Here is a 20689-nt window from a genome sequence, read left to right on the forward strand (position 1 = left end):
GATCGTCGTAGGTTCGGCATTCCGGACCATCGACTTGACAAATTTCATCGTTAATTGCCTCAGGGATTCGGACAGAACGGGCGGAGAGGGGTAAAGATGCAACATATCGTGACGGTCGCGAGGAATATGCGGGGCGCGCTCTTGGCTGCGACCATTGCCGCGGTGGCCTCGCTGTCGCTGACCGGTCCTGTTCTCATCACCCCCGCTCAGGCGGAAAACAACATTAAGGTCGTGGTCAACGATCAGGCCATCACGACGATGGATGTCCAGTCGCGTGCGCGCTTGCTGCAGCTCGCCATGCACCTTGCCCCCGGCGCCGCGGCCAAGGCTGCTGTGGACGAACTGGTCGACGAGCAGTTGCGGCTTCAAGAAGGAGCGCGGCGCGGCGTCGTGGTCACCGAGGATGCCGTGGTTGCCGCGCTGACTACCATTGCCTCCCGGTCCAAATTGACTGTGCCGCAGTTCGAGCAGGCGCTCGCCCACGGGGGCGTGCCGATCAAGACCTTCAAGGATCGCATTCGCGCCCAGATGGTCTGGGGGCGCATCATTCGCGCTAAGATCCAGCAGGACATCAAGACCGAGTCGGCCGATCTCATTCAACAGATGCGCAACCGTGAAAAGAACGCCAATAGCGTCACGGCTAGCGACTACATGCTCCAGCGCGTGGTGTTCGCCGTCCAGCGGAGCGCCTCACCGGCCGACGTCAACCGCCGCAAGGCCGAAGCCGAGGCGATGCGGGGCAAGTTCCGCACTTGTAACGAAGGTCTGGCCATGGCCAAGGGCCTCCGGGAAGTGGCGGTCATCAACATCGGCCGCAAACTGGCGAGCGAAGTGCCGCCGGGCCTGAAGGACGAGCTGGAGAAGACGCCGGAGGGTCACCTCACGGCCCCGCAGCGCTCCGATCTCGGTTTTGAGATGTATGCGGTGTGCAGCAAGATCGAAGTCACCGGCGAGGCCGCTGTTGCGGCTGGCCTTGATGCCGAAGCGCTCGACAAGCGTGGCGAAGAGACTTCGAAAAAGCTCACCCAGGAACTGAAGCAAAAAGCCAACATCATCTATCGCTGATCATGCCGGACATGTCAGCCGTCAAGCCGGCAGCCCCTCTCGCAGTATCGGTTGGCGAGCCCGCCGGTATCGGCGCGGAAATCATTGCCAAGGCTTGGCTTATGAGGCGAGAAAAAGCGCTGCCGCCCTTCTATGTGGTTGCGTGTCCCGCCTTCGTTGAAAGCCGCCTTGCTCGCCTCGGTCTCAAGGTACCTGTCGCCGTAGTCACCCCCGACTCGGCGGCGGCGACCTTTTCGGACGCATTGCCCGTATTCGATCTCGGGCGCCCAGTGGAAGATCGTCCCGGAGAACTGTCGGAAGCAACGGCGGCGGCCACCATCGCCGCCATTGAGACGGCAGTCCGTCACATCCGCGACGGGCAGGCGAGCGGCATCGTCACAGCACCCATCCAGAAATCCAATCTCTATGCGGCCGGATTCAAATTTCCCGGCCACACAGAGTTTTTGGGCGAGCTTGCTCGCCGGCTCTGGCCCGATGCGCCGCACGAGCCGGTGATGATGCTGGCCGGGCCGGAACTGGCCACCGTACCCGTCACCGTGCACATTGCGTTGCGGAACGTACCCGACGTGCTGACCGGCGACATGATCCTGGCAACCGCTCGCATCGTCGACCGAGAAATGAAGGCGAAGTTCGGCCTTGCCCGACCGCGTCTTGCCGTCGCCGGCCTCAACCCACATGCCGGCGAAGAGGGAGCCATGGGGCGCGAGGATATGAAAATCGTCGCACCGGCCGTCGCGCAGCTCCGGGCGGAGGGAATCGATGCGCGGGGACCGTTGCCGTCCGATACGCTTTTCCACGCCGCCGCTCGCAAAACCTACGACGTCGTGCTGGCCATGTACCACGATCAGGCGCTGATCCCGGTCAAGACCATCGCCTTCGATGAAACGGTCAACGTGACGCTCGGCTTGCCATTCGTCCGGACATCGCCCGATCACGGCACTGCGCTGGATATCGCCGCCAAGGGCGTCGCCGATCCATCCAGCCTGGTCGCCGCCCTCAAAATGTCGGGGCGCATGGCTTCGGGTGGCACACGGACATGAGCCAGATCGACGATCTGCCGCCTCTGCGCGATGTCATTGAACGGCATGGCCTATCGGCCCTGAAAAGCCTGGGGCAGAACTTCCTTCTCGACCTCAACCTCACAGCCCGCATCGCCCGCGCCGCCGGTAACCTTGCCGGCCGGACCGTAGTGGAGGTTGGCCCGGGCCCCGGCGGGCTGACGCGCGCCATTCTTGCCGCCGGTGCGGCCAAGGTCCACGTCATCGAACGGGACCGTCGAGCCATTGCGGCGCTCGAGGAAATCGGCAGTTACTATCCCGGCCGGTTGCATATCATCGAAGGCGACGCGCTCGAAGTGGATAGCGCCGCCCTCGGCGATGAACCGCCGGTCATCATGGCCAACCTGCCCTACAATATCGCGACGCCACTTCTCACCGGCTGGCTCTCGCCGGCAAGCTGGCCGCCGCGCTGGACGGCCATGGTGCTGATGTTTCAGAAGGAAGTCGCCGATCGCATCACAGCCGCGGCTGGCGACGATGCCTATGGTCGCCTCGGCGTCCTTTGTGGCTGGCGGAGCTATGCCACCGAGATGTTCGACATCTCACCCAAGGCCTTCGTGCCACCGCCCAAGGTGACATCGACGGTCGTGCATTTCGCGCCGCGCCCCGAGCCCCTGCCCTGCGATCAGGCGGATCTCGAAGCCGTCACCGCCGCCGCCTTCGGCCAACGCCGCAAGATGCTGCGGCAAAGCCTGAAGGCGCTGGGCGTTGATCCGGCCGCCCTGTGCGCCGCTGCCGGCGTCGAACCGACGGCCCGCGCCGAGACGATCCCGGTGAAGGGCTTTGTCGACATTGCCAACGCCTGGAAGGCGATGCGCTGACCTAGACCGTTTCCGGCGAACAGATTCACCGAAACCGCTCTATCCCATTGTTAAGACGCAATTTCGGACGCAAAACCGGTTTCCACTTTTGCTGAAATTGCTTCACGTCAGCAGCGTTGCGACGAACCCTTCGATTCCCTCGGCTGCCCGCGACCGTCGGCTGCGTTCGGCGCGCAGAATGGCGGTGAGATCGGCGAAGGCGGCATCGAGGTCGTCGTTGACGACGACATAATCGAAGTTCGACCATTCGGCGATTTCGCGCCGGGCGTTGACCAGCCGCTTCTCGATCACTTCCGGGGCGTCTTCGGCCCGGCGCGTGAGGCGCGAGCGCAGCTCGGCCATCGACGGCGGCAGAATGAACACCGACACGACATCGGCCGACATCTTGTCGCGCAGCTGCGCCGCGCCTTGCCAGTCGATATCGAACAGTACGTCACGGCCGGAGGCCAGTGCTTCCTCGACCGGCGCTTGCGGCGTTCCGTAGTAGTTGCCGTGCACTTCCGCCCATTCCAGAAGCTCGCCGCCATCGCGCATCGAGATGAAGCGCTGCTGTGAAATGAAATGGTAATGCACGCCGTTGATCTCGCTCGGGCGGCGATCGCGCGTCGTCACCGAGATGGACAGCGTCATGTCGCGGTCGGTGTCGAGAATATTGCGCGACAGCGTACCCTTGCCGGCACCGGACGGCGACGAAATGACGAACATCAGTCCACGGCGGGGAAAGCGGATATGCCTTTGATCTGCGGCGACCATGAGATTCACTCGACGTTCTGGACCTGCTCCTTGAACTGATCGACCACCGCCTTGAGAGCGAGGCCAATCCGTGTCAAGGCCGTGTCGTTGGACTTGGAACAGAGGGTATTGGATTCCCGGTTGAACTCCTGCGCCAGGAAGTCCAGCCGGCGACCGACAGCGGCCTCGCTGGCCATGAGCTCGCGGGCCTGGGCGATATGCGCCTTGAGGCGATCGATTTCTTCGCGCACGTCGGCGCGGGTGGCGATGAGCGCGGCCTCGACGTGCAGGCGCTGCGGATCGATATCTTCGCGGGCCAGCAGCACGGCGAGCTGCTCCTCAAGCCGGTCACGGATCGCTTCGGGGGTGCGGGCCGGCAGCGCCTCGGCTTCGGCAACCAGGCGAGCGACTTCGCTGACCTGATCTCCGAGGATGCGGGAGAGCGCCACGCCTTCACCGGCGCGCGACGCCTGAAAGTCGGCCAGCACCTTGTCGAAAGCGGTGATCAGTTCGGCTTCGAAGGCCTTGGCGCTCTCTTCGTCCGGCGCCGCCTCGACGACTTCGACGACGCCTCGCACCGCGAGCAAGCCGTCGAGCGATGCCTCGCGGATACCGGGCGTGCCCGCATAACGGCGAGCCGTATCGATGAGAGCTGACAGCAGGCTTTCATCGATGCGGAAGGTCTGCGCCGAGGTTTCGCGGGTCACCGTCAGGTTGATTGTCACGTTGCCGCGCGACAGCGCCTCGGACGCCTTGCGGCGCACGGCGATTTCCACGGCATCAAAACCAGGTGGCAGGCGCAAGCGCAGGTCCAGCCCGCGCCCGTTGACGGAGCGCAGCTCCCAGGCAAAGCGATTGCCAGCCGCCGAGCCGTCAAAGCGGGCAAATCCAGTCATACTCTTGAGCGGCATGGTCTCACCTCCAGTGCAAGCCGGCTTTTACACCAGCGGGGCGAAGCGCCAAGCAAAAAATGAGTATGCGGACAATGGCCGTTTGGCTTCGGCTTCACAGCCCTTTGGGCGTGACATAGACTCGCCCCAACGACAAAGGGAGAAAGCCAATGGAATACCGTCTGCTCGGACGTTCTGGCCTCAAGGTTTCGACGCTCACCATGGGCACCATGACCTTTGGTGGCAAGGGTGCTTTCGCCAAGGTGGGTGCCGTGGGCCTGACCGAGGCGGCGCGTCTCGTCGATCTCTGCCTTGATGCCGGCGTCAACCTGATCGACACCGCCGATGTCTATTCTGAAGGCCTTTCCGAAGAGATCGTCGGCGATCTCATGCAGACGCGGAAGGGCAAGGGCGTGCTTCTTGCCACCAAGGTCCGCTTTCCCATGGGCGCCGGGCCGAACGACCGCGGCCTCAGCCGTCACCATATCATCGCTGGCTGCGAAGCCAGCCTGCGCCGTCTGAAGACCGAAACCATCGATCTCTACCAGGTGCACCAGTGGGACGGACTGACGCCGGTCGAGGAGTTCATGGAGGCGCTCGACAGTCTGGTGCGGGCCGGCAAGGTTCGCTACATCGGCTGCTCCAACTTCTCCGGCTGGCACATCATGAAGGCGCTCGGAGCCGCCACAGCCGAGCATCGCCAGCGCTTCGTCTCGCAACAGATCCACTACACGCTGGAGGCTCGCGAGGCCGAATACGAACTGGTGCCGATCTCACTCGACCAGGGCCTCGGCATTCTGGTCTGGAGCCCGCTTGCCGGTGGCCTTCTGTCGGGCAAACATCGCCGCAACGCCGCTCCCGAGGGGACGCGCCAGCTGGCCGGCTGGACAGAGCCGCCGATCCGCGACGAAAACCGTCTCTGGGCTATCGTCGACACGCTGGTGGAGATCGGCAACGCGCGCGGCGCCAGCGCGGCCCAGGTCGCGCTCGCCTGGCTGCTCGGTCGGCCGGGCGTCACCTCGGTGGTGATCGGCGGTCGCACCGAAGCGCAATTTGCCGACAACCTCAAGGCTGCCGATCTCCAGCTTTCAGGCGATGAACGAAAGCGGCTCGACGACGTCAGCGCGCTGCCGATCCTCTACCCCTATTGGCATCAGATACAGACTGCCAGAGATCGGCTGGGGCCAGCCGATCTCAGCCTGTTCGGATTGGCGCCTTAGCCCAATAAACAGAGCCGCCGGCGAAGAGGCATCGCCGGCGGCCTGATTTTGATGGGAGACTTATCGCTTGCGAGGCTGTGCCGTCGAGCCAGCGATAACCAGCTCGACTGGCAGTTCAATGACCCGGTCGCCGATACCATCGGCCTTATCACCGAGAATCATCTCCACAGCAGCCTCCCCCTTGCCGATGGCCGGCTGGCGGATCGTGGTGAGCGGCGGAACGAAGCTTGAAGCCTCTTCGATGCCGTCAAAACCGATCACCGAGAAGTCGTCGGGCACCTTGCGGCCGAGCGACTGCAGATAGGTTATGACGTGAAGCGCCACGCGGTCCGAGGTGCAAACGAAGGCGGTGGTTTCCGGATGGGCGGCAAGAACGGCATCGACGCCGGTACACACGCCGTCGTACTCGGAGCCGGTTTCGAAGACCGGTTGTGGTGGCAGGCCGGCAGCGTGGAAGACGTCGCGGTAGCCGGACAGGCGGCGCCGAACCACTTCGAAGGTCGACCGTTCGGCCCGGAGGTCATCGACGAAGCCGACGCGCACCTCTTTCTCGGTTTCGAAGGTGAAAACGGCGAAATGCCTGTGACCGAGGTCGACAAGATGCTGCGCCGCCTCGCGGGCGCCGCGATAGTCGTCGATCTTGACGACGTCGAGGCCGGGGCCGACCGGGAAATCCACCGCCACGAAAGGAAGGCCGCGCTTCTTCGCCAGTTCGACCAGCGTGTTGCCCTCGTTGAGGCAATGCAGGATGAAGCCGTCGACCAGTGCCGTGCGGATGTTCCAGGCGGCGATCTCGTCATCGGTCGCCGACACCAGGGAGATGCCGGCGCCGCGCGCTTCGCAGGCCCGGGCAACGCCGGACAGGAACAGGCGGGTATATTGATCGTCGAAGAAGCAATTGAGCGGCCCGATGGCCACAACACCGATAGCGTTGACGCGCCCTGCCCGCAGCAGCCGGCCACGCGGATCGGGACCTCGGTAACCAAGTGATCGCGCCGCTTCCTCGACCCGCTCGCGGAGTTGTTCTGAAACAAGACTCGGCCGGTTGAAGACGTTGGAAACCGTTCCCTGGCTGACGCCGGCGGCCCGCGCCACATCGGCAAGCTTCACGGTTTTGTTTTGCGAAGTTGAACTTTCACCCATCTGTCCGTCCGATGCACCGGAACTCCGGCTGTACTGACGAGGGACAACGGCGTCTCTCTTCCCGAGATCGCGACCTAAACCCGCGCAACGCCCGCCGGTCAAACCGGCAGGCGCCACCCGGAAGTCTGCCGCCCATGCCCCCCGGCGAACGTCAGACTGATCAGCTCAATTGATGCGACCGATCTCGTTGAAACGATATACGCAAAACCCTTGAGAACAACAAGAAACTTGCGTTTCGCAATCATCTCGATCGGTTAAGACTTGAGAAGCATGCCGTTCCCGAACTCAGGGTCGGCACCCGCAAGCCTAGCCGTTCGTCGCGACTGACGAAGGACGTTTCCTCCGGAGAAGGCGTTCTCCGGAGGAAGCACTTAGAGAATGAACCGGCTGAGGTCGGTATTGTGGGCGAGGTCGCCGAGCGCCGCTCTCACCGCGGCTCCATCGACGGTGATCGTCTCGCCGGCGCGGTCAGGGGCCGAGAAGGAGATATCGTCGAGAATGCGCTCCAGCACCGTCTGCAAACGTCGAGCACCAATGTTTTCGACGGTGGCGTTGACGTGGACGGCGATCTCGGCAATGGCGTCGATGGCATCGTCGGTGAAGGACAGTGTCACCCCTTCGGTCTGCATCAGCGCCACATATTGCTTGATGAGGCTCGCCTGCGGCTCGGTCAGGATGCGGCGGAAGTCGTCCTTGTCGAGTGGCTTCAACTCGACGCGGATCGGCAGACGGCCTTGAAGCTCGGGCAGCAGGTCCGATGGCTTGGCGACGTGGAAGGCACCGGAGGCGATGAACAGGATATGGTCGGTCTTCACCGAGCCGTGCTTGGTGGATACCGTCGTGCCTTCGATAAGCGGCAGCAGGTCACGCTGCACGCCCTCACGCGACACCGATCCGTCGCGACCGTCCTTGGCGCAGATCTTGTCGATCTCGTCGAGGAAGACGATGCCGTTGTTCTCGACCGCGTCGATCGCCTCGGCGACGATCTTGTCCTGATCGATCAGCTTGTCGGCCTCCTCGGCGGTGAGCAAATCGTGGCTGTCCTTGACGTTGACGCGGCGGGTCTTCTTCACGCCGCCCATCATCTTCTGCATCATCTCGGAAAGGTTGATGACCTGCCCGCCCGGCATGCCTGGGATTTCCATGCCGCCGGGACCAGGGCCCGTGGCCGTCAGTTCGATCTCGATCTCCTTGTCGTCGAGTTCGCCGGCCCGAAGCTTCTTGCGGAAGGTGTCTCGGGTCGAGGGGCTCGCCGACGTGCCGACCAGCGCGTCGAGCACCCGCTCCTCGGCGGCAAGATGTGCCTTGGCCTCGACGTCCTTGCGCCGCTGCGTCCGAACAAGCGAGATGCCGACCTCAAGAAGGTCGCGGACGATCTGCTCGACATCGCGGCCGACATAGCCGATCTCGGTGAATTTGGTGGCTTCGACCTTGACGAAGGGCGCGTTGACCAGACGGGCGAGACGACGGGAGATCTCCGTCTTGCCGACGCCGGTGGGGCCGATCATCAGGATGTTCTTGGGCAGCACCTCTTCGCGCAGCGAGGAGTCGAGCTGCAGGCGGCGCCAGCGGTTGCGCAGCGCAATGGCGACGGCGCGCTTGGCGTCCTTCTGACCGACGATGTGACGGTCGAGTTCGGAGACGATTTCGCGGGGCGAGAAATCGGGCATGTCTTTATCCTTAGGTGGAGCGGTCCGGAGTGGCGCACGAGGGCCAGCAACCCGGACGGATGGAACTCAGGCCTTGGGCAGGCTTTCGACGATGACATTCTCGTTGGTGTAGATGCAGATGTCGGCGGCGATCTTCATGGCCTTGCGGGCGATCGCCTCGGCGTCATTGCTGCTGTCGGCAAGCGCGCGGGCGGCGGCGAGCGCGTAAGTGCCGCCAGAGCCGATACCGGCGATGCCGCCCTCGGGTTCGAGAACGTCTCCGGTGCCGGTCAGCACCAACGTCACGCTGGCGTCGGCGACGATCATCATCGCCTCAAGCTTGCGAAGATAGCGGTCGGTCCGCCAATCCTTGGCAAGCTCGACGCAGGCGCGCATCAGCTGGCCCGGATACTGCTCCAGCTTGGCTTCCAGCCGCTCGAACAGCGTGAAGGCGTCGGCGGTGGCGCCGGCGAAACCGGCGATGACGTCACCGCGGCCAAGCGGCCGCACCTTGCGCGCCGTGTGCTTGATCACCGTCGCGCCAAGGGTGACCTGCCCGTCGCCTGCGATCACCACCTTGCCGTCCTTGCGGACCGATACGATGGTGGTGCCGTACCAGGTGGACGGGTTCGTATGTTCCATCATGAGATGCTCCTTGCGGCAACGGCCGTCCGCCCGTGGCGCGGAAGCCGTCCCTGAATGACGCCTTTATGTAGGACAGAAATGCCTCTATGCAACTTGCCTCTGGCAAAGCCCGCATCACGGTTCCGAAACCGTCAGGAGACCCATCGATGAAGCTCATGGCCTTCGGCCTCGGCTATAGTGCCACGGCAGCTCTGCGCCGCCTCGCCCCCAAGGATGCCGTCGGCACGACGCGCTCGACAGCAAAGGCCGCCGCCCTCGCCTCGCTGGCCGACATGCACCTGTTCGACGGATCGCGCGAAGCGGCCGAAGCCTTGAGGCCCGCGCTGTCGGGTATCAGCCATATCGTCGTGTCTATCGCGCCCTCCGAGGGACCAGATGGCGGTGATCGTGTGTTGCCGGTGCTCGCCGAAGCCCTCGCCGACGAGAAATCGCTTGTCTCCATCGCTTATCTCTCGACGGTCGGCGTCTATGGCGACCATGACGGCGCCTGGGTGGACGAGACCTCCGAATGTCGCCCCAGGAGTGCCCGATCGCTCGCTCGCGTGAAGGCGGAAAACCAGTGGCTGGCCTTTGGCGAACAAGTCGGCGTGCCGGTGGCGGTGCTGCGCCTGTCCGGCATCTACGGACCGGGCCGCAACGCCTTCGTCAACCTGACGGACGGCAGCGCACGTCGGCTCATCAAGCCGGGTCAGGTCTTCAACCGCATTCATGTCCAGGACATCGCGGCAGCCGTGGATCGCGCCTTCGCGACAGGGGCCAGCGGCCCCTTCAACATAACCGATGACGAGCCGGCGCCACCGCAGGACGTTGTCGCCTATGCGGCCGATCTGATGGGCGTGGCGCCGCCACCTGAACAGGATTTCGAGACGGCCGAGCTGTCACCGATGGCCCGCAGCTTCTATGGCGAGAACAAGCGGGTCGCCAACAGCCTGAGCAAATCCACTCTCGGACTTACCTACGCCTATCCGAACTATCGCGCCGCCTTCGCCCGCATGTGGGCGGAGGGAAGCTGGCGCTGAACGACAAACCGCCCCATCGATGAACAACGGGGCGGTTGGAATGATGGCGAAACTATTTGATCAGGCGAGCGTTGCCGCCGCCTTCTGCAGCTTGTTGGCGGCTTCATCGATCGATTGCGTCGACCGGCTGATACCATCCAGTGCCTTGGCAATCTCCTCGACGCCGCTCGCGGCGGTATGCATGCTGCCGGACATGTTCTGCGTCACGGCCGCCTGCTCCTCCACCGCGGTGGCGATCGACGACGATATCTCATTGATGCGGCCGATGATGGCCGTGATGCCGTCGATGGATTGAACCGCCTTGGAAGAAATGGTCTGTACCGCCGCGATTTCACTGGCGATTTCGTCAGTGGCGCGGGAGGTTTGAGCGGCGAGCTGCTTCACCTCGGATGCGACCACGGCGAAGCCCTTGCCCATTTCGCCAGCGCGTGCCGCCTCGATGGTGGCGTTGAGGGCCAGAAGGTTGGTCTGGCCGGCGATGGTGTTGATCAGCTCGACCACCTGATCGATCTTCTGCGCCGCCGTCGCCAGACCTGAGACGACCTTGGTCGCCGTATCGGCCTGGGTGACGGCCTCCTGAGACACCGACAGGGCGACGCTCACCTGACGGCTGATCTCCGCGACAGAAGAGACAAGCTCCTCCGCTCCGGCGGCCACCGCCTGAACGTTGGAGGCGGTGATGCCGGCGGTCGAGTTGGCGCCTGTGGCCTCGGTGTTCGATCGGGCGATCATGTCGGCGACTTCGCCCAGTTCGCGATTGATTTCCGCCTGGGCGGCCTGACGCTTGCGTCGCCGCTCCATGACGGCGGTGATGTCGGTCGCAAACTTGGTGACGCGAACAAGATGGCCGCTGAGATCGAAGATCGGATTGTAGGTCGCCTGTAGGAAAATATCCCGTCCACCCTTGCCGACGCGGTGGAATTCGTCCGACTTGAACTCGCCGGCCCTGAGGTCTTCCCAGAACTTCTTGTAGGCGGGGCTGTTGCGTTCCTCAGGTGTGACGAACATCGTGTGATGTTTGCCGACGATCTCCTGAAGACGGTAGCCGAGCGCCTTTTGGAAATTCTCGTTGGCATCAATGATGGTGCCATCCGGGTTGAAGGAGATGACAGCCTGGGCGCGGTTGATGGCGTTGATTTCGCCCTGAATCCTGGCATCTTCCAGCTTGCGTTCGGTCACGTCGGAGGCAAACTTCATGACGCGATAGACCTTGCCGGACTTGTCCAGCAGTGGGTTGTAAGTGCCTTGGATCCAGACCGAGCGCCCTCCCTTGCCGATGCGTCGAAACTCGGCCGACACGAACTTGCCGGCCTGCAGATCGCGCCAAAAGGCAGTGTAATCCGGACCTTTCACTTCCGTTGGATCAACGAAAATCGAATGATGCTTGCCGACGATGTCGGCGAGCTCATAGCCCATGACCTTCAAGAAATTGGCGTTGGCAGTGAGGATTCGGCCCGTCGGATCAAATTCGATGACCGCCAGAGAACGGTCGAGAGCCGCAAGCACCGCCGCCTCGTGACTTGAAAAAGGCCACATCAATCTCAGCTCCTACCCTGCCCATCGACCAGCAGCGTCAAGCAATGGTCCGGGATCTGGCCGAGAAATATGCAGATCGCATATAATGAGAGCCAACCGGAAAATATCACGCGCGGCCGAGGCTACATTGCCTGTCACAATCACTTAACTGATTATTTATTTACGGAGCGTTTACGCCACCTTAAGCACGGGTAGATCGGACCATCTGCTTTCCGCTGCGTGGCTAAAACCACTCTCGGAGAATTCGTAACGCTCACCATTAGTAGAAATACTTCGTGACCACCCGACCAACCCGCCTGCAAAGCGTTACCTGTCTTCGGTCATCGCAAACCTGTCCGGCGCCATAGGACTGGCGCCGATCCATCGAGCCGTATAAGAAATGGGCGCCTTTTCAATCGCGGTGACCCCAATGCTGAAAGCACGCGTCATCCCCTGCCTCGACGTCAAGGACGGCCGGGTGGTCAAAGGGGTCAACTTCGTCGACCTCATCGACGCCGGTGATCCGGTCGAGGCCGCCGCCGCCTATGACGCGGCCGGCGCCGACGAACTCTGCTTCCTCGACATCACCGCCAGCCATGAGAATCGGGGCACCATCCTCGACGTGGTCCGCCGGACAGCCGAGCGCTGCTTCATGCCGGTCACGGTGGGTGGCGGTGTTCGATCGGTCGAGGACATCCGCGAGCTGCTACTCGCCGGCGCCGACAAGGCGTCGATCATGTCGGCGGCGGTTCGTGATCGCGATCTGGTGCGCCGCGCCTCCGAGAAGTTCGGCGACCAGTGCATCGTCGTGGCCATCGATGCCAAACGCGTCTCCTCCGATAACGGCAAGCCGCGCTGGGAGGTGTTCACCCATGGCGGCCGGCAGGCGACCGGCATCGATGCCGTCGAATATGCTCAGGAAGTAGTGTCGCTCGGCGCCGGGGAGCTTCTGTTGACCTCGATGGACCGTGACGGCACCAAGATCGGCTTCGATCTCGAGTTGACCCGCACCATCGCCGACTCGGTGTCTGTGCCGGTGATCGCCTCGGGTGGGGTCGGCACGCTCGACCATCTCGTCGAAGGCATTCGCGACGGACATGCCGGCGCCGTGCTGGCCGCCTCGATCTTCCACTTCGGCACTTTTACAATCGGCGAGGCCAAGGCGCATCTCGCTGCGGCCGGCGTTCCGGTCCGCCTCCAGGGATGAACGGCATGGCTGACAGCACTTTCACGCTCTCCGATCTCGAAGCGATCGTCGCCGACCGCCTCAAGAATGGCGATGTCACGTCCTACACGCGCAAGCTTGCTGAAAAGGGCCTCCCCAAAGCAGCTCAAAAACTTGGCGAGGAGGCGGTGGAGACGGTGATCGCGGCGCTTGGCAGTGACACCGACGCCGTGACTTACGAGAGCGCCGACCTCCTCTATCATCTTCTCGTCGTGCTCGCGCTCAAGGGGATCCCCCTCGAAGAGGTTCTCACCGAACTGAAGCGCCGCACCGCCCAGTCCGGCTTGCAGGAAAAGGCCAGTCGCTCGGGCGACTGACCCAGAGCCTTGGTGCGTCGGCTTCGGCCGACGGCCATTTGCCGCATGCATCTGAAATCAGCGGATCGCCAAGCAACGATCCGGAGATGGTGACGAATGGAACAATTCGTGCGGAAAGCGTTGTCGCCTTACGAAGTCTATACCCGCGCCGATTGGGCCGTCCTCCGGGCCGGCATGCCTCTGACATTGACGCTCGACGATGTCATTCGGCTGCGCTCCCTCAACGACCCGGTGCAGCTCGACGAGGTATCCGACATCTTCCTGCCGCTGGCGCGGCTATTGTCGCTCTATGTCGAATCGGCCCAGTCGCTGCATTCGTCGACGCGCCGCTTCCTCGGTCGCTCCGACGCCAAAAAGCCGTTCATCATCGGCATTGCCGGCTCTGTCGCCGTCGGCAAGTCGACGACCGCCCGTATTCTGAGAGCCATGCTGGCCCGCTGGCCGTCGTCGCCGAAGGTCGATCTCGTCACCACCGACGGTTTCCTGTTTCCCAACGCGGTGCTGCGTGAGGAAGGCCTGATGGAAAAGAAGGGCTTCCCGGAAAGCTACGACCGGGCGGCACTGCTTTCGTTTCTCACCGATATCAAGGCTGGCAAGCCCAATGTCTGGGCACCGGTCTATTCCCACCTCGTCTACGACATCGTCCCGGACGAACGGATTGTCGTGGACCAGCCGGACATCCTGATTCTTGAGGGGCTCAACGTTCTGCAGACTGGCAAGCTGCCGCGCGACGGACGCGCCATTCCCTTCGTCTCCGACTTCTTCGACTTTTCGATCTTCATCGATGCCGACGAAGCCGACCTGCAGCGGTGGTATGTCGAGCGGTTCATGCGTTTGAGGCAAACCGCCTTCCGCGATCCCCAATCCTACTTCCGCCGCTACGCCGAGATTTCCGAAGAGGAAGCGTTGGAGACCGCCATCGGTCTCTGGACGCGCATCAACCTCGCCAATCTCCGCGAGAACATTCAACCGACCCGCCTCAGGGCCGATCTGGTGCTGCGCAAGAGCACCAACCACGCCATTGAGCAGGTCATGCTCAGGAAGCTCTGAGGCGTCGTCTGCGCAAAAGACGGTCTCTCATGCCGAATGCGCCTTCTGACCACCGATCCACGTCGATTGGAGATCGAAAGTCGGGGTCATCAGCAGGAAATCGGCGTCGAAGCCGGGAGCGACCCTGCCCTTGCGATGTCCGACACGCATGGCTTCGGCCGGATAGAGAGTGGCCATGCGGATCGCCTCGTCGAGACCGATGTCGAAATGCTCGGCGGCATAGCGCACCGAGGAGAGCATATCGATGTCGGCACCGGCCAGCGTGCCGTCGGCGAGCGCCAGGCGGCCGTCGCGGCGGAAAATGGTTCGGCCGTTGAGCTCGAAATCGGCCAGATCGGTGCCGATGGTCAGCATGGCGTCGGTGACCAGGAATATCCGTCCAGGTCCGCGCTTCGCCCTGAGGGCTATCCGGGCCGCCGCCGGATGCACGTGAATGCCATCGGCAATGAGGCCGGCAGAGATGCCGCTTTCGAGGATCGCGCCGACCATGCCCGGCGTGCGATGGCCGAGCGGGCTCATGGCGTTGAAGAGATGGGTCGCCGTGGTGGCGCCGGCGGCGATGTAGGCCAATGCCGTGTCATAATCGCAGTCGGTATGGCCAAGACTGATGACACCGCCGGCAGCGACAAGACGCCGCACAGCGTCGACCGGCGTCGATTCAGGAGCAACCGTCAGCATCGTCGGGCCGGCACCGGCGAGCGCACCCATGAGTTCCCTGATATCCGTGTCGTCCATGGGGCGCACATAGGCCGCCGCATGGACGCCTCGCTTGGTGGCGGAGAGATGCGGCCCCTCGAGATGCAGACCGAGAAAGCCTGGCACACCGGCCGCCCGCGCCGCCTTGCCGGCGGCAATGGCCTCGGTGCGTGCCTCGCGGCGGTCGGTGATCAAGGTGGGCAACAGCGCCGTCGTACCGAAACGGGCGTGGGCCGTGCAGATCCGCTCGATCGTCTTGAGCGAGGGCGCATCGTTGAAATTGATACCGCCGCCGCCGTTGACCTGCAGATCGATGAAACCGGGCACCACGAGAAGGCCGCGGGCGTCGATCACCTCGGCGCCGGCCGGCGCATTGCTGGCGGGAACAAAGCGACCGTCGGCCACGGCAATGACTGCGTCGTCGCGCCAAGTATCGCCGTCGAACAGGCGAGCACCGCGAATGAGAAGGGCGGACATTGGAACGTCTCCTTAAGTGGTGACGGATCAGGACTGAGGGAGCGTCAGCTCGGCGACGAAGTCGTAGGCGTCGGCTCGATAAAGCGACCGGGTGAATTCCACCACCCGGCCGGAAGCGAGATAGGAAATGCGCTCGATGGACAGGCCGGCGTCGCCGGTCTGGACGCCGAGCAGCGCCGCATCATCGCCGCGAATGTTGCAGGCGGAGATGCGTTGCACCGCGCGCACCGGTCGGTGACCGCTCCGGGCCAATACCTCGTACAGCGAGCCAGTGACGGCGGCGGGGTCGGGCAGGACCTCGGCCGAGAGCGACGCCCTTTCAAGGGCAAGCGGCAGATCGTTGGCGATCCGGAGGCGTTCGAGCCGGGCAACCAGCCCCCCGCCGGCAAGTCCCAGCATCATCGCCTCCTCCGGCGATGGCAGGTGCAGCCCCCGATCGAGCCAACGCGAGCTGGCTTTGAGGCCGCGCCGCGCCATGTCCTCGGTGAACGAGGTCAGCAGCGACAACGATTGCTCCACCCGCTGCACCGGCTTCACCACGAAGGTGCCGGAACCATGGCGCCGCACCAGGAGACCGGCTTCGACCAGATCGTCAACCGCCTTGCGCACGGTAACGCGGCTGATGCCGGCGAAATCGGCGATCTCACGCTCCGGCGGGAGCGCGTCGCCATGCTTGAGCTGGCCGGCATTGATTGCCGTCTCGATGGCTTGCTTGAGCTTGAGGTAGAGCGGCCCGGTGCCGGCTGCCTGCAATTGCTCGGGAGAGAGAAGGCTGGAAATGTCGCCGCTCATGCCGCCCCTCCCTCATGTCCAAAAAAATGCCGAACGGCCAGGGCCACCGCCCCGGCAAGTGCGTTGCTGATGGGAGCAACCAGGCGCGGCAGATGCCGCTTGGCGAGGTAAGCGGGATAAAGCGGTGCGAGGCCACCCAGTAGCGCGATGCGGTCCACACCATCGGCAGCGATGCGATCGAGCGCCATGTCGACCGACGCGGCCGCCTTCCTGACGATATCGAGCCCGATGGGATCACCACTCTCCGCCGCCGCAAAAACGGCCGGCGCAAAACGCCCGAAATCACCCGGCGTTGCCGTTCTGGCAAATTCGACCATGGGTCCGGGCGCGCCGCCGAATTCGGCGAGCAGCCGATCGGAGAGGGGCGAGCCGGCAATGATGCGATCGTAGGCGAGCAGCGACGCGGCCAGGGCTGCACGGCCAAGGCTGGCGCCAGAGCCGAAGTCACCAATGACGAATCCCCAGCCGCCGTAGGAGCGAACCAAGTTGCCCTGTCGCGCAAAAAAGATCGAACCCGTTCCGAGAATTGCCACTGCGCCGTCAGCGTCGCCAAGAGCGCCCTCAAGGGCGATGAGGCCGTCCGAGACCACCTCCACGCTGCCGGCCGGCAACGATGACATGATGAAGGCGGCGGTATCGCTGACATTGCTGCCGGCAAGGCCCAGCAGCACGCCGGAACGCTGGAGTGTGTTGTTGTCCAATCCCGCAGCCGCGATAGCCGCGTTGATGGCGACCAGGATGTTGGCCAGCGCCCCGGCGCGATCGCTCAAAACGTTGGCGGCGCCACCAGCGCCAGTGGCAATGACGCGCCCGTCAGGGCCTGCCACAGCCGCCCGGCAACCGGTTCCACCCCCGTCGACGCCAATTACGAAATCCACCATGGACGCCCTCCTCCTCAGAAAGTACCAAAAAAATACCATTTGCCAATCGGCTTGTTGGTGGCTCCCACCGATTTTTTGAAGAGATTGCCTTATTTATTTGATTTTACGAACAAAAATCATAGACGCCGCTCTTGGCCACATCGTCATCACGGCAAAAATGAATGAATTATGATTGCCCCTCTAGACAAGTGGTAGCTTTTTGGCATTATTGCCCCAGTGGGGAGTGACACAATGACGGCACAGCTCGGCACCGAGGATCGTGACAGCCATGCGAGAGGGTTCGACACCCTGCCGCCAGCGCGGATACTCGAAGTGCTGGCCGCCGCCCAGGTTGCTGCCGCTCGGTCCGTCGAAGCGGCCATTCCCGCCATAGCGGATGCCGCGAGCCTGGCCGCCGGAGCATTGGCCTCGGGTCATCGCCTCGCCTATGTCGGCGCCGGCAGCTCCGGCCTGATGGCGCTCGCCGACTGTCTGGAATTGCCTGGCACCTATGGCATCGGCCTCAATGAGGCCATCGTCATCCTGGCCGGAGGTCGTGACAGCCTTGTCGACATGTTGGGGTCAGGTGAAGACGACGTGGAGGCCGGCGCGGCCGACCTCGCAGCGTCCGCCATCGGCCAGGGCGACTGCGTGATTGCCGTCTCCGCCTCGGGCTCGACGCCCTATACGCTGGCCGCCGCTCGTGCGGCCAAGGCGCGTGGTGCCGCAGTGATCGGTATCGCCAACAACAACGGGGCGCCGCTTCTCAGCGCCGCCGACGTCGCCGTTCTACTGAAAACTCCGCCCGAGGTGGTGTCCGGCTCAACGCGCATGGGCGCGGCAACTGCGCAGAAGATCGCTCTCAACATGCTGTCGACGCTGATGGCCGTCCATCTCGGCCATGTGCATGACGGCCATATGGTCAACGTCAGGGCTGACAACGAAAAGCTCCGCATGCGCGCTGCCCGCATCGTGACCGACATCACCGGTATTTCGACCGACACGGCATCAGGGCTCCTCAAGGAGAGCCGTGGTTCGGTCAAGCACGCCATTCTACTCGCCGCCGGCGCGGGAGATATCGAGGCGGCGGATGCCGCTCTCGTCGAGGCCGGCCAAAACCTGCGTCGGGCGATGTCGCTCGTCGCAAAATCATAATCGGGGTTCTCACGCGCGTCTTCGAGCGCGAACAAAGGGAGACGGACGATGTATCGTACTACGTTGCAGGGTATCCTGCTGGCATCGAGCATCCTTGCCGGCGTCGGTGCGGCCGCCGCGGCCGACGTCACGCTCAATATCGAGAGCTGGCGCAACGACGACCTGCAGATCTGGCAGGAAAAGATCATTCCGGCCTTCGAGGCCAAGCACCCGGGCATCAAGGTCACTTTCTCGCCGAGCGCGCCGACCGAGTATAACGCGGCGCTCAACGCCAAGCTTGACGCCGGCTCAGCCGGTGACCTCGTCGCCTGCCGGCCGTTCGACACGTCGCTCGAACTGTTCAACAAGGGCAAGCTCGAGGATCTGACGGCCCTCGAAGGCATGAAGAACTTCTCGGACGTCGCCAAGGCCGCCTGGTCCACCGACGACGGCAAGAAGACCTTCTGCGTACCGATGGCCTCGGTCATCCATGGCTTCATCTACAACAAGGATGCCTTCGCGAAGGCCGGCGTCGAAGTGCCGAAGACCGTCGACCAGTTCTTCGCGGTCCTCGACAAGATCAAGGCCGAAGGCAGCTACATCCCCATGGCCATGGGCACCAAGGACATGTGGGAAGCCGCCACGATGGGCTACCAGAACATCGGCCCCACCTACTGGAAGGGTGAGGAAGGCCGCAAGGCGCTGATCGCCGGCGCGCAGAAGCTGACCGACGACCCGTGGGTCGAGCCCTATCGCGTGCTCGCCAAGTGGAAGCCTTATCTCGGCGACGGTTTCGAAGCCCAGACCTATCCGGACAGCCAGAACCTCTTCACGCTTGGCCGCGCCGCCATCTACCCGGCCGGTTCGTGGGAGATCTCGCTGTTCAACACCGCCGGTCTGAAGCTCGGCGCCTTCCCGCCGCCGGTCGTGAAAGACGGAGACACCTGCTACATCTCCGATCACAACGACATCGGTATGGGCCTCAACGCGGCCAGCAAGAACAAGGACCAGGCCAAGGTCTTCCTCGAGTGGGTCGCCTCGCCCGAGTTCGCCTCGATCTATGCCAACGCGCTGCCGGGCTTCTTCAGCCTGAACTCGACAGCCGTCGAGATGAGCGACCCGCTGGCCAAGGAGTTCGTCTCCTGGCGCGAGAAGTGCAAGCCGACCATCCGCTCGACCTACCAGATCCTGTCGCGCGGCACGCCCAACCTCGAGAACGAGACCTGGACGGAATCGGCCAACGTCATCAACGGCACCGACACGCCGGAAGCCGCTGCCAAGAAGCTGCAAGCCGGCCTCGACAGCTGGTACAAGCCCGCCAAGTGATGTGAAATGCGAGCGACGGCGCGGTCTTCGCGCCGTCGTCCTCTCCACTCCCGGTCCCTCACCGACCAGCCGCTGGCGCCCCAGAGATCGACATGACTGACCTTGCACCCGAACAGGGCACGGAAGCCGCTCGGCGGCGACCGCGGCGCTGGCACATCTTCGTCTTCCTTGCTCCTGCCGTCGTCGTCTACACGGCGGTGATGATCCTGCCGCTGTTCGAAACGCTCCGGCAGTCCTTCTTCAATACGGTCGAAGGCGAAAAGGTCTTCGTCGGTTTTGCCAACTTCGCGACGCTATTCGGCGACCCGCGCTGGGCGGCCGACTTCTGGAACGCGTTGCGCAACAACTTCATCTTCTTTCTGATCCACATGGCCGTGCAGAATCCGATCGGCGTCGCCCTAGCGGCGTTGCTGTCGCTGCCAGGCTTGAAGTTCGGCGCCTTCTATCGCACCGCCTTTTTCCTTCCGACGCTGCTCTCCTTCGTCATCGTCGGCTTCATCTGGAAACTGATCCTGTCGCCGATCTGGGGCGTCGCGCCCTGGCTGATGGATCTCGTCGGCCTGAAGTCTGCTTTCGGGCCCTGGTTGGGCAAGCCCGGCTCGGCGCTGATCGCCGTGTCGCTGGTCTCCGTCTGGCAGTTCATCGGCATTCCGATGATGCTGATCTATGCCGCGCTTCTCAACATTCCCGAGGAGGTCATTGAGGCGGCCGAGATCGACGGCATCGTCGGTTGGGGGCAGTTCTTCAAGATCAAGCTACCGCTGGTGCTGCCGGCCATCGGCATCATCTCGATCCTGACTTTCGTGGGCAATTTCAACGCCTTCGACCTTGTCTACACCATGCAGGGCGCACTGGCCGGGCCGGACAAGGCGACCGATATTCTCGGCACCTTCCTGTACCGGACCTTCTTCGGCTTCCAGCTGCAGCTCGGCGATCCGTCGATGGGCGCCACCATCGCCACCATGATGTTCCTGATCATCCTGACTGGCGTCTGCATCTACCTGTTCGGCATCCAGCGGCGCATCCGCCGCTACCAGTTCTGACGGGAGGAACGC

General features: G+C 63.3%; 20 protein-coding genes. 11 read left to right on the plus strand and 9 right to left on the minus strand.

Annotated elements, in window-relative coordinates:
• The first annotated feature begins 96 nt into the window (after positions 1-96).
• From G522_RS0115820 to rsmA, 3 genes are read left to right on the plus strand one after another with little or no spacing between them, the layout of a single operon-like run.
• Positions 97-1065, plus strand: a complete 969-nt coding sequence (locus G522_RS0115820; protein ID WP_026791884.1) for a peptidylprolyl isomerase — start codon at positions 97-99, stop codon at positions 1063-1065.
• A gap of 11 nt (positions 1066-1076) precedes the next feature.
• Positions 1077-2105, plus strand: coding sequence for a 4-hydroxythreonine-4-phosphate dehydrogenase PdxA (gene pdxA, locus G522_RS0115825; protein ID WP_026791885.1), 1029 nt, complete (start codon positions 1077-1079; stop codon positions 2103-2105).
• On the plus strand, positions 2102-2944 hold the full coding sequence (gene rsmA / locus G522_RS0115830) for a 16S rRNA (adenine(1518)-N(6)/adenine(1519)-N(6))-dimethyltransferase RsmA (protein WP_026791886.1): 843 nt from the start codon (positions 2102-2104) through the stop codon (positions 2942-2944). Before pdxA ends, rsmA begins: the two co-directional genes overlap by 4 nt.
• Before the next feature lie 102 nt (positions 2945-3046).
• On the opposite strand, the gene gmk is transcribed toward rsmA, so the two are convergent.
• Entirely contained in the window at positions 3047-3697 is a 651-nt protein-coding gene (gmk, locus tag G522_RS0115835) for a guanylate kinase (protein WP_026791887.1), read from the minus strand.
• A 5-nt stretch (positions 3698-3702) separates the two neighbouring features.
• Positions 3703-4587 carry a YicC/YloC family endoribonuclease gene (locus G522_RS0115840; protein WP_026791888.1) on the minus strand — a complete coding sequence of 295 codons (885 nt, stop codon included), beginning with the start codon at positions 4585-4587 and terminating at the stop codon, positions 3703-3705.
• Positions 4588-4736: 149 nt separating this feature from the next.
• Here G522_RS0115840 and G522_RS0115845 point away from each other — a divergent pair, with 149 nt between their 5' ends.
• Positions 4737-5786, plus strand: coding sequence for an aldo/keto reductase (locus G522_RS0115845; protein WP_026791889.1), 1050 nt, complete (start codon positions 4737-4739; stop codon positions 5784-5786).
• A gap of 60 nt (positions 5787-5846) precedes the next feature.
• Here G522_RS0115845 and G522_RS0115850 read toward each other — a convergent pair whose 3' ends face one another.
• The 3 genes from G522_RS0115850 to hslV all read right to left on the minus strand — a co-directional run bounded on the left by G522_RS0115850 (position 5847) and on the right by hslV (position 9223).
• On the minus strand, positions 5847-6929 hold the full coding sequence (locus G522_RS0115850) for a LacI family DNA-binding transcriptional regulator (protein WP_026791890.1): 1083 nt from the start codon (positions 6927-6929) through the stop codon (positions 5847-5849).
• 371 nt (positions 6930-7300) lie between these two features.
• Entirely contained in the window at positions 7301-8599 is a 1299-nt protein-coding gene (hslU, locus tag G522_RS0115855) for an ATP-dependent protease ATPase subunit HslU (protein ID WP_026791891.1), read from the minus strand.
• Positions 8600-8665: 66 nt separating this feature from the next.
• Complete coding sequence (gene hslV, locus G522_RS0115860; RefSeq protein ID WP_026791892.1) at positions 8666-9223, minus strand: ATP-dependent protease subunit HslV; 558 nt, start codon at positions 9221-9223, stop codon at positions 8666-8668.
• A 146-nt stretch (positions 9224-9369) separates the two neighbouring features.
• Here hslV and G522_RS0115865 point away from each other — a divergent pair, with 146 nt between their 5' ends.
• Complete coding sequence (locus G522_RS0115865; protein WP_026791893.1) at positions 9370-10242, plus strand: SDR family oxidoreductase; 873 nt, start codon at positions 9370-9372, stop codon at positions 10240-10242.
• A 60-nt stretch (positions 10243-10302) separates the two neighbouring features.
• On the opposite strand, the gene G522_RS0115870 is transcribed toward G522_RS0115865, so the two are convergent.
• Positions 10303-11778: a methyl-accepting chemotaxis protein gene (locus G522_RS0115870; protein ID WP_026791894.1), complete on the minus strand. Its 1476-nt coding sequence runs from the start codon at positions 11776-11778 to the stop codon at positions 10303-10305.
• Between the two features lie 409 nt (positions 11779-12187).
• Between G522_RS0115870 and hisF the strand changes: the two genes are divergently transcribed.
• From hisF to coaA, 3 genes are all read left to right on the plus strand, one after another.
• Positions 12188-12964: an imidazole glycerol phosphate synthase subunit HisF gene (gene hisF / locus G522_RS0115875; protein WP_026791895.1), complete on the plus strand. Its 777-nt coding sequence runs from the start codon at positions 12188-12190 to the stop codon at positions 12962-12964.
• A gap of 5 nt (positions 12965-12969) precedes the next feature.
• A complete protein-coding gene (locus G522_RS0115880) occupies positions 12970-13299 on the plus strand; it encodes a phosphoribosyl-ATP diphosphatase (protein WP_036839605.1) in 330 nt (109 codons plus the stop codon).
• A 96-nt stretch (positions 13300-13395) separates the two neighbouring features.
• Positions 13396-14349, plus strand: coding sequence for a type I pantothenate kinase (gene coaA, locus G522_RS0115885; protein ID WP_026791897.1), 954 nt, complete (start codon positions 13396-13398; stop codon positions 14347-14349).
• A 27-nt stretch (positions 14350-14376) separates the two neighbouring features.
• Here coaA and nagA read toward each other — a convergent pair whose 3' ends face one another.
• From nagA to G522_RS0115900, 3 genes are read right to left on the minus strand one after another with little or no spacing between them, the layout of a single operon-like run.
• Complete coding sequence (gene nagA / locus G522_RS0115890) at positions 14377-15522, minus strand: N-acetylglucosamine-6-phosphate deacetylase (RefSeq protein ID WP_026791898.1); 1146 nt, start codon at positions 15520-15522, stop codon at positions 14377-14379.
• A 27-nt stretch (positions 15523-15549) separates the two neighbouring features.
• Entirely contained in the window at positions 15550-16314 is a 765-nt protein-coding gene (locus G522_RS0115895; RefSeq protein ID WP_026791899.1) for a GntR family transcriptional regulator, read from the minus strand.
• On the minus strand, positions 16311-17195 hold the full coding sequence (locus tag G522_RS0115900) for a glucosamine kinase nucleotide-binding domain-containing protein (protein ID WP_026791900.1): 885 nt from the start codon (positions 17193-17195) through the stop codon (positions 16311-16313). Before G522_RS0115900 ends, G522_RS0115895 begins: the two co-directional genes overlap by 4 nt.
• 231 nt (positions 17196-17426) lie before the next feature.
• Between G522_RS0115900 and G522_RS0115905 the strand changes: the two genes are divergently transcribed.
• The 3 genes from G522_RS0115905 (at position 17427) to G522_RS27160 (ending at position 20677) form a co-directional block, all read left to right on the plus strand.
• Complete coding sequence (locus G522_RS0115905; protein ID WP_036839606.1) at positions 17427-18329, plus strand: N-acetylmuramic acid 6-phosphate etherase; 903 nt, start codon at positions 17427-17429, stop codon at positions 18327-18329.
• A 48-nt stretch (positions 18330-18377) separates the two neighbouring features.
• Positions 18378-19634, plus strand: a complete 1257-nt coding sequence (locus tag G522_RS0115910; RefSeq protein ID WP_026791902.1) for an ABC transporter substrate-binding protein — start codon at positions 18378-18380, stop codon at positions 19632-19634.
• A 92-nt stretch (positions 19635-19726) separates the two neighbouring features.
• On the plus strand, positions 19727-20677 hold the full coding sequence (locus G522_RS27160) for a carbohydrate ABC transporter permease (protein WP_051228691.1): 951 nt from the start codon (positions 19727-19729) through the stop codon (positions 20675-20677).
• Positions 20678-20689: the final 12 nt, after the last annotated feature.

Source organism: Pleomorphomonas oryzae DSM 16300 (genome assembly GCF_000422965.1).
GTDB lineage: Bacteria > Pseudomonadota > Alphaproteobacteria > Rhizobiales > Pleomorphomonadaceae > Pleomorphomonas > Pleomorphomonas oryzae.

Coding starts and splice junctions, on each gene's coding strand:
- G522_RS0115840 (WP_026791888.1), bottom strand. CDS start 4,587: ATGCCGCTCAAGAGTATGACTGGATTTGCCCGCTTTGACGGCTCGGCG.
- G522_RS0115870 (WP_026791894.1), bottom strand. CDS start 11,778: ATGTGGCCTTTTTCAAGTCACGAGGCGGCGGTGCTTGCGGCTCTCGAC.
- G522_RS0115900 (WP_026791900.1), bottom strand. CDS start 17,195: ATGGTGGATTTCGTAATTGGCGTCGACGGGGGTGGAACCGGTTGCCGG.
- rsmA (WP_026791886.1), top strand. CDS start 2,102: ATGAGCCAGATCGACGATCTGCCGCCTCTGCGCGATGTCATTGAACGG.
- G522_RS27160 (WP_051228691.1), top strand. CDS start 19,727: ATGACTGACCTTGCACCCGAACAGGGCACGGAAGCCGCTCGGCGGCGA.
- hslU (WP_026791891.1), bottom strand. CDS start 8,599: ATGCCCGATTTCTCGCCCCGCGAAATCGTCTCCGAACTCGACCGTCAC.
- G522_RS0115910 (WP_026791902.1), top strand. CDS start 18,378: ATGTATCGTACTACGTTGCAGGGTATCCTGCTGGCATCGAGCATCCTT.
- hisF (WP_026791895.1), top strand. CDS start 12,188: ATGCTGAAAGCACGCGTCATCCCCTGCCTCGACGTCAAGGACGGCCGG.
- G522_RS0115865 (WP_026791893.1), top strand. CDS start 9,370: ATGAAGCTCATGGCCTTCGGCCTCGGCTATAGTGCCACGGCAGCTCTG.
- G522_RS0115845 (WP_026791889.1), top strand. CDS start 4,737: ATGGAATACCGTCTGCTCGGACGTTCTGGCCTCAAGGTTTCGACGCTC.
- gmk (WP_026791887.1), bottom strand. CDS start 3,697: ATGGTCGCCGCAGATCAAAGGCATATCCGCTTTCCCCGCCGTGGACTG.
- coaA (WP_026791897.1), top strand. CDS start 13,396: ATGGAACAATTCGTGCGGAAAGCGTTGTCGCCTTACGAAGTCTATACC.
- G522_RS0115820 (WP_026791884.1), top strand. CDS start 97: ATGCAACATATCGTGACGGTCGCGAGGAATATGCGGGGCGCGCTCTTG.
- nagA (WP_026791898.1), bottom strand. CDS start 15,522: ATGTCCGCCCTTCTCATTCGCGGTGCTCGCCTGTTCGACGGCGATACT.
- hslV (WP_026791892.1), bottom strand. CDS start 9,223: ATGATGGAACATACGAACCCGTCCACCTGGTACGGCACCACCATCGTA.
- pdxA (WP_026791885.1), top strand. CDS start 1,077: ATGTCAGCCGTCAAGCCGGCAGCCCCTCTCGCAGTATCGGTTGGCGAG.
- G522_RS0115850 (WP_026791890.1), bottom strand. CDS start 6,929: ATGGGTGAAAGTTCAACTTCGCAAAACAAAACCGTGAAGCTTGCCGAT.
- G522_RS0115905 (WP_036839606.1), top strand. CDS start 17,427: ATGACGGCACAGCTCGGCACCGAGGATCGTGACAGCCATGCGAGAGGG.
- G522_RS0115880 (WP_036839605.1), top strand. CDS start 12,970: ATGGCTGACAGCACTTTCACGCTCTCCGATCTCGAAGCGATCGTCGCC.
- G522_RS0115895 (WP_026791899.1), bottom strand. CDS start 16,314: ATGAGCGGCGACATTTCCAGCCTTCTCTCTCCCGAGCAATTGCAGGCA.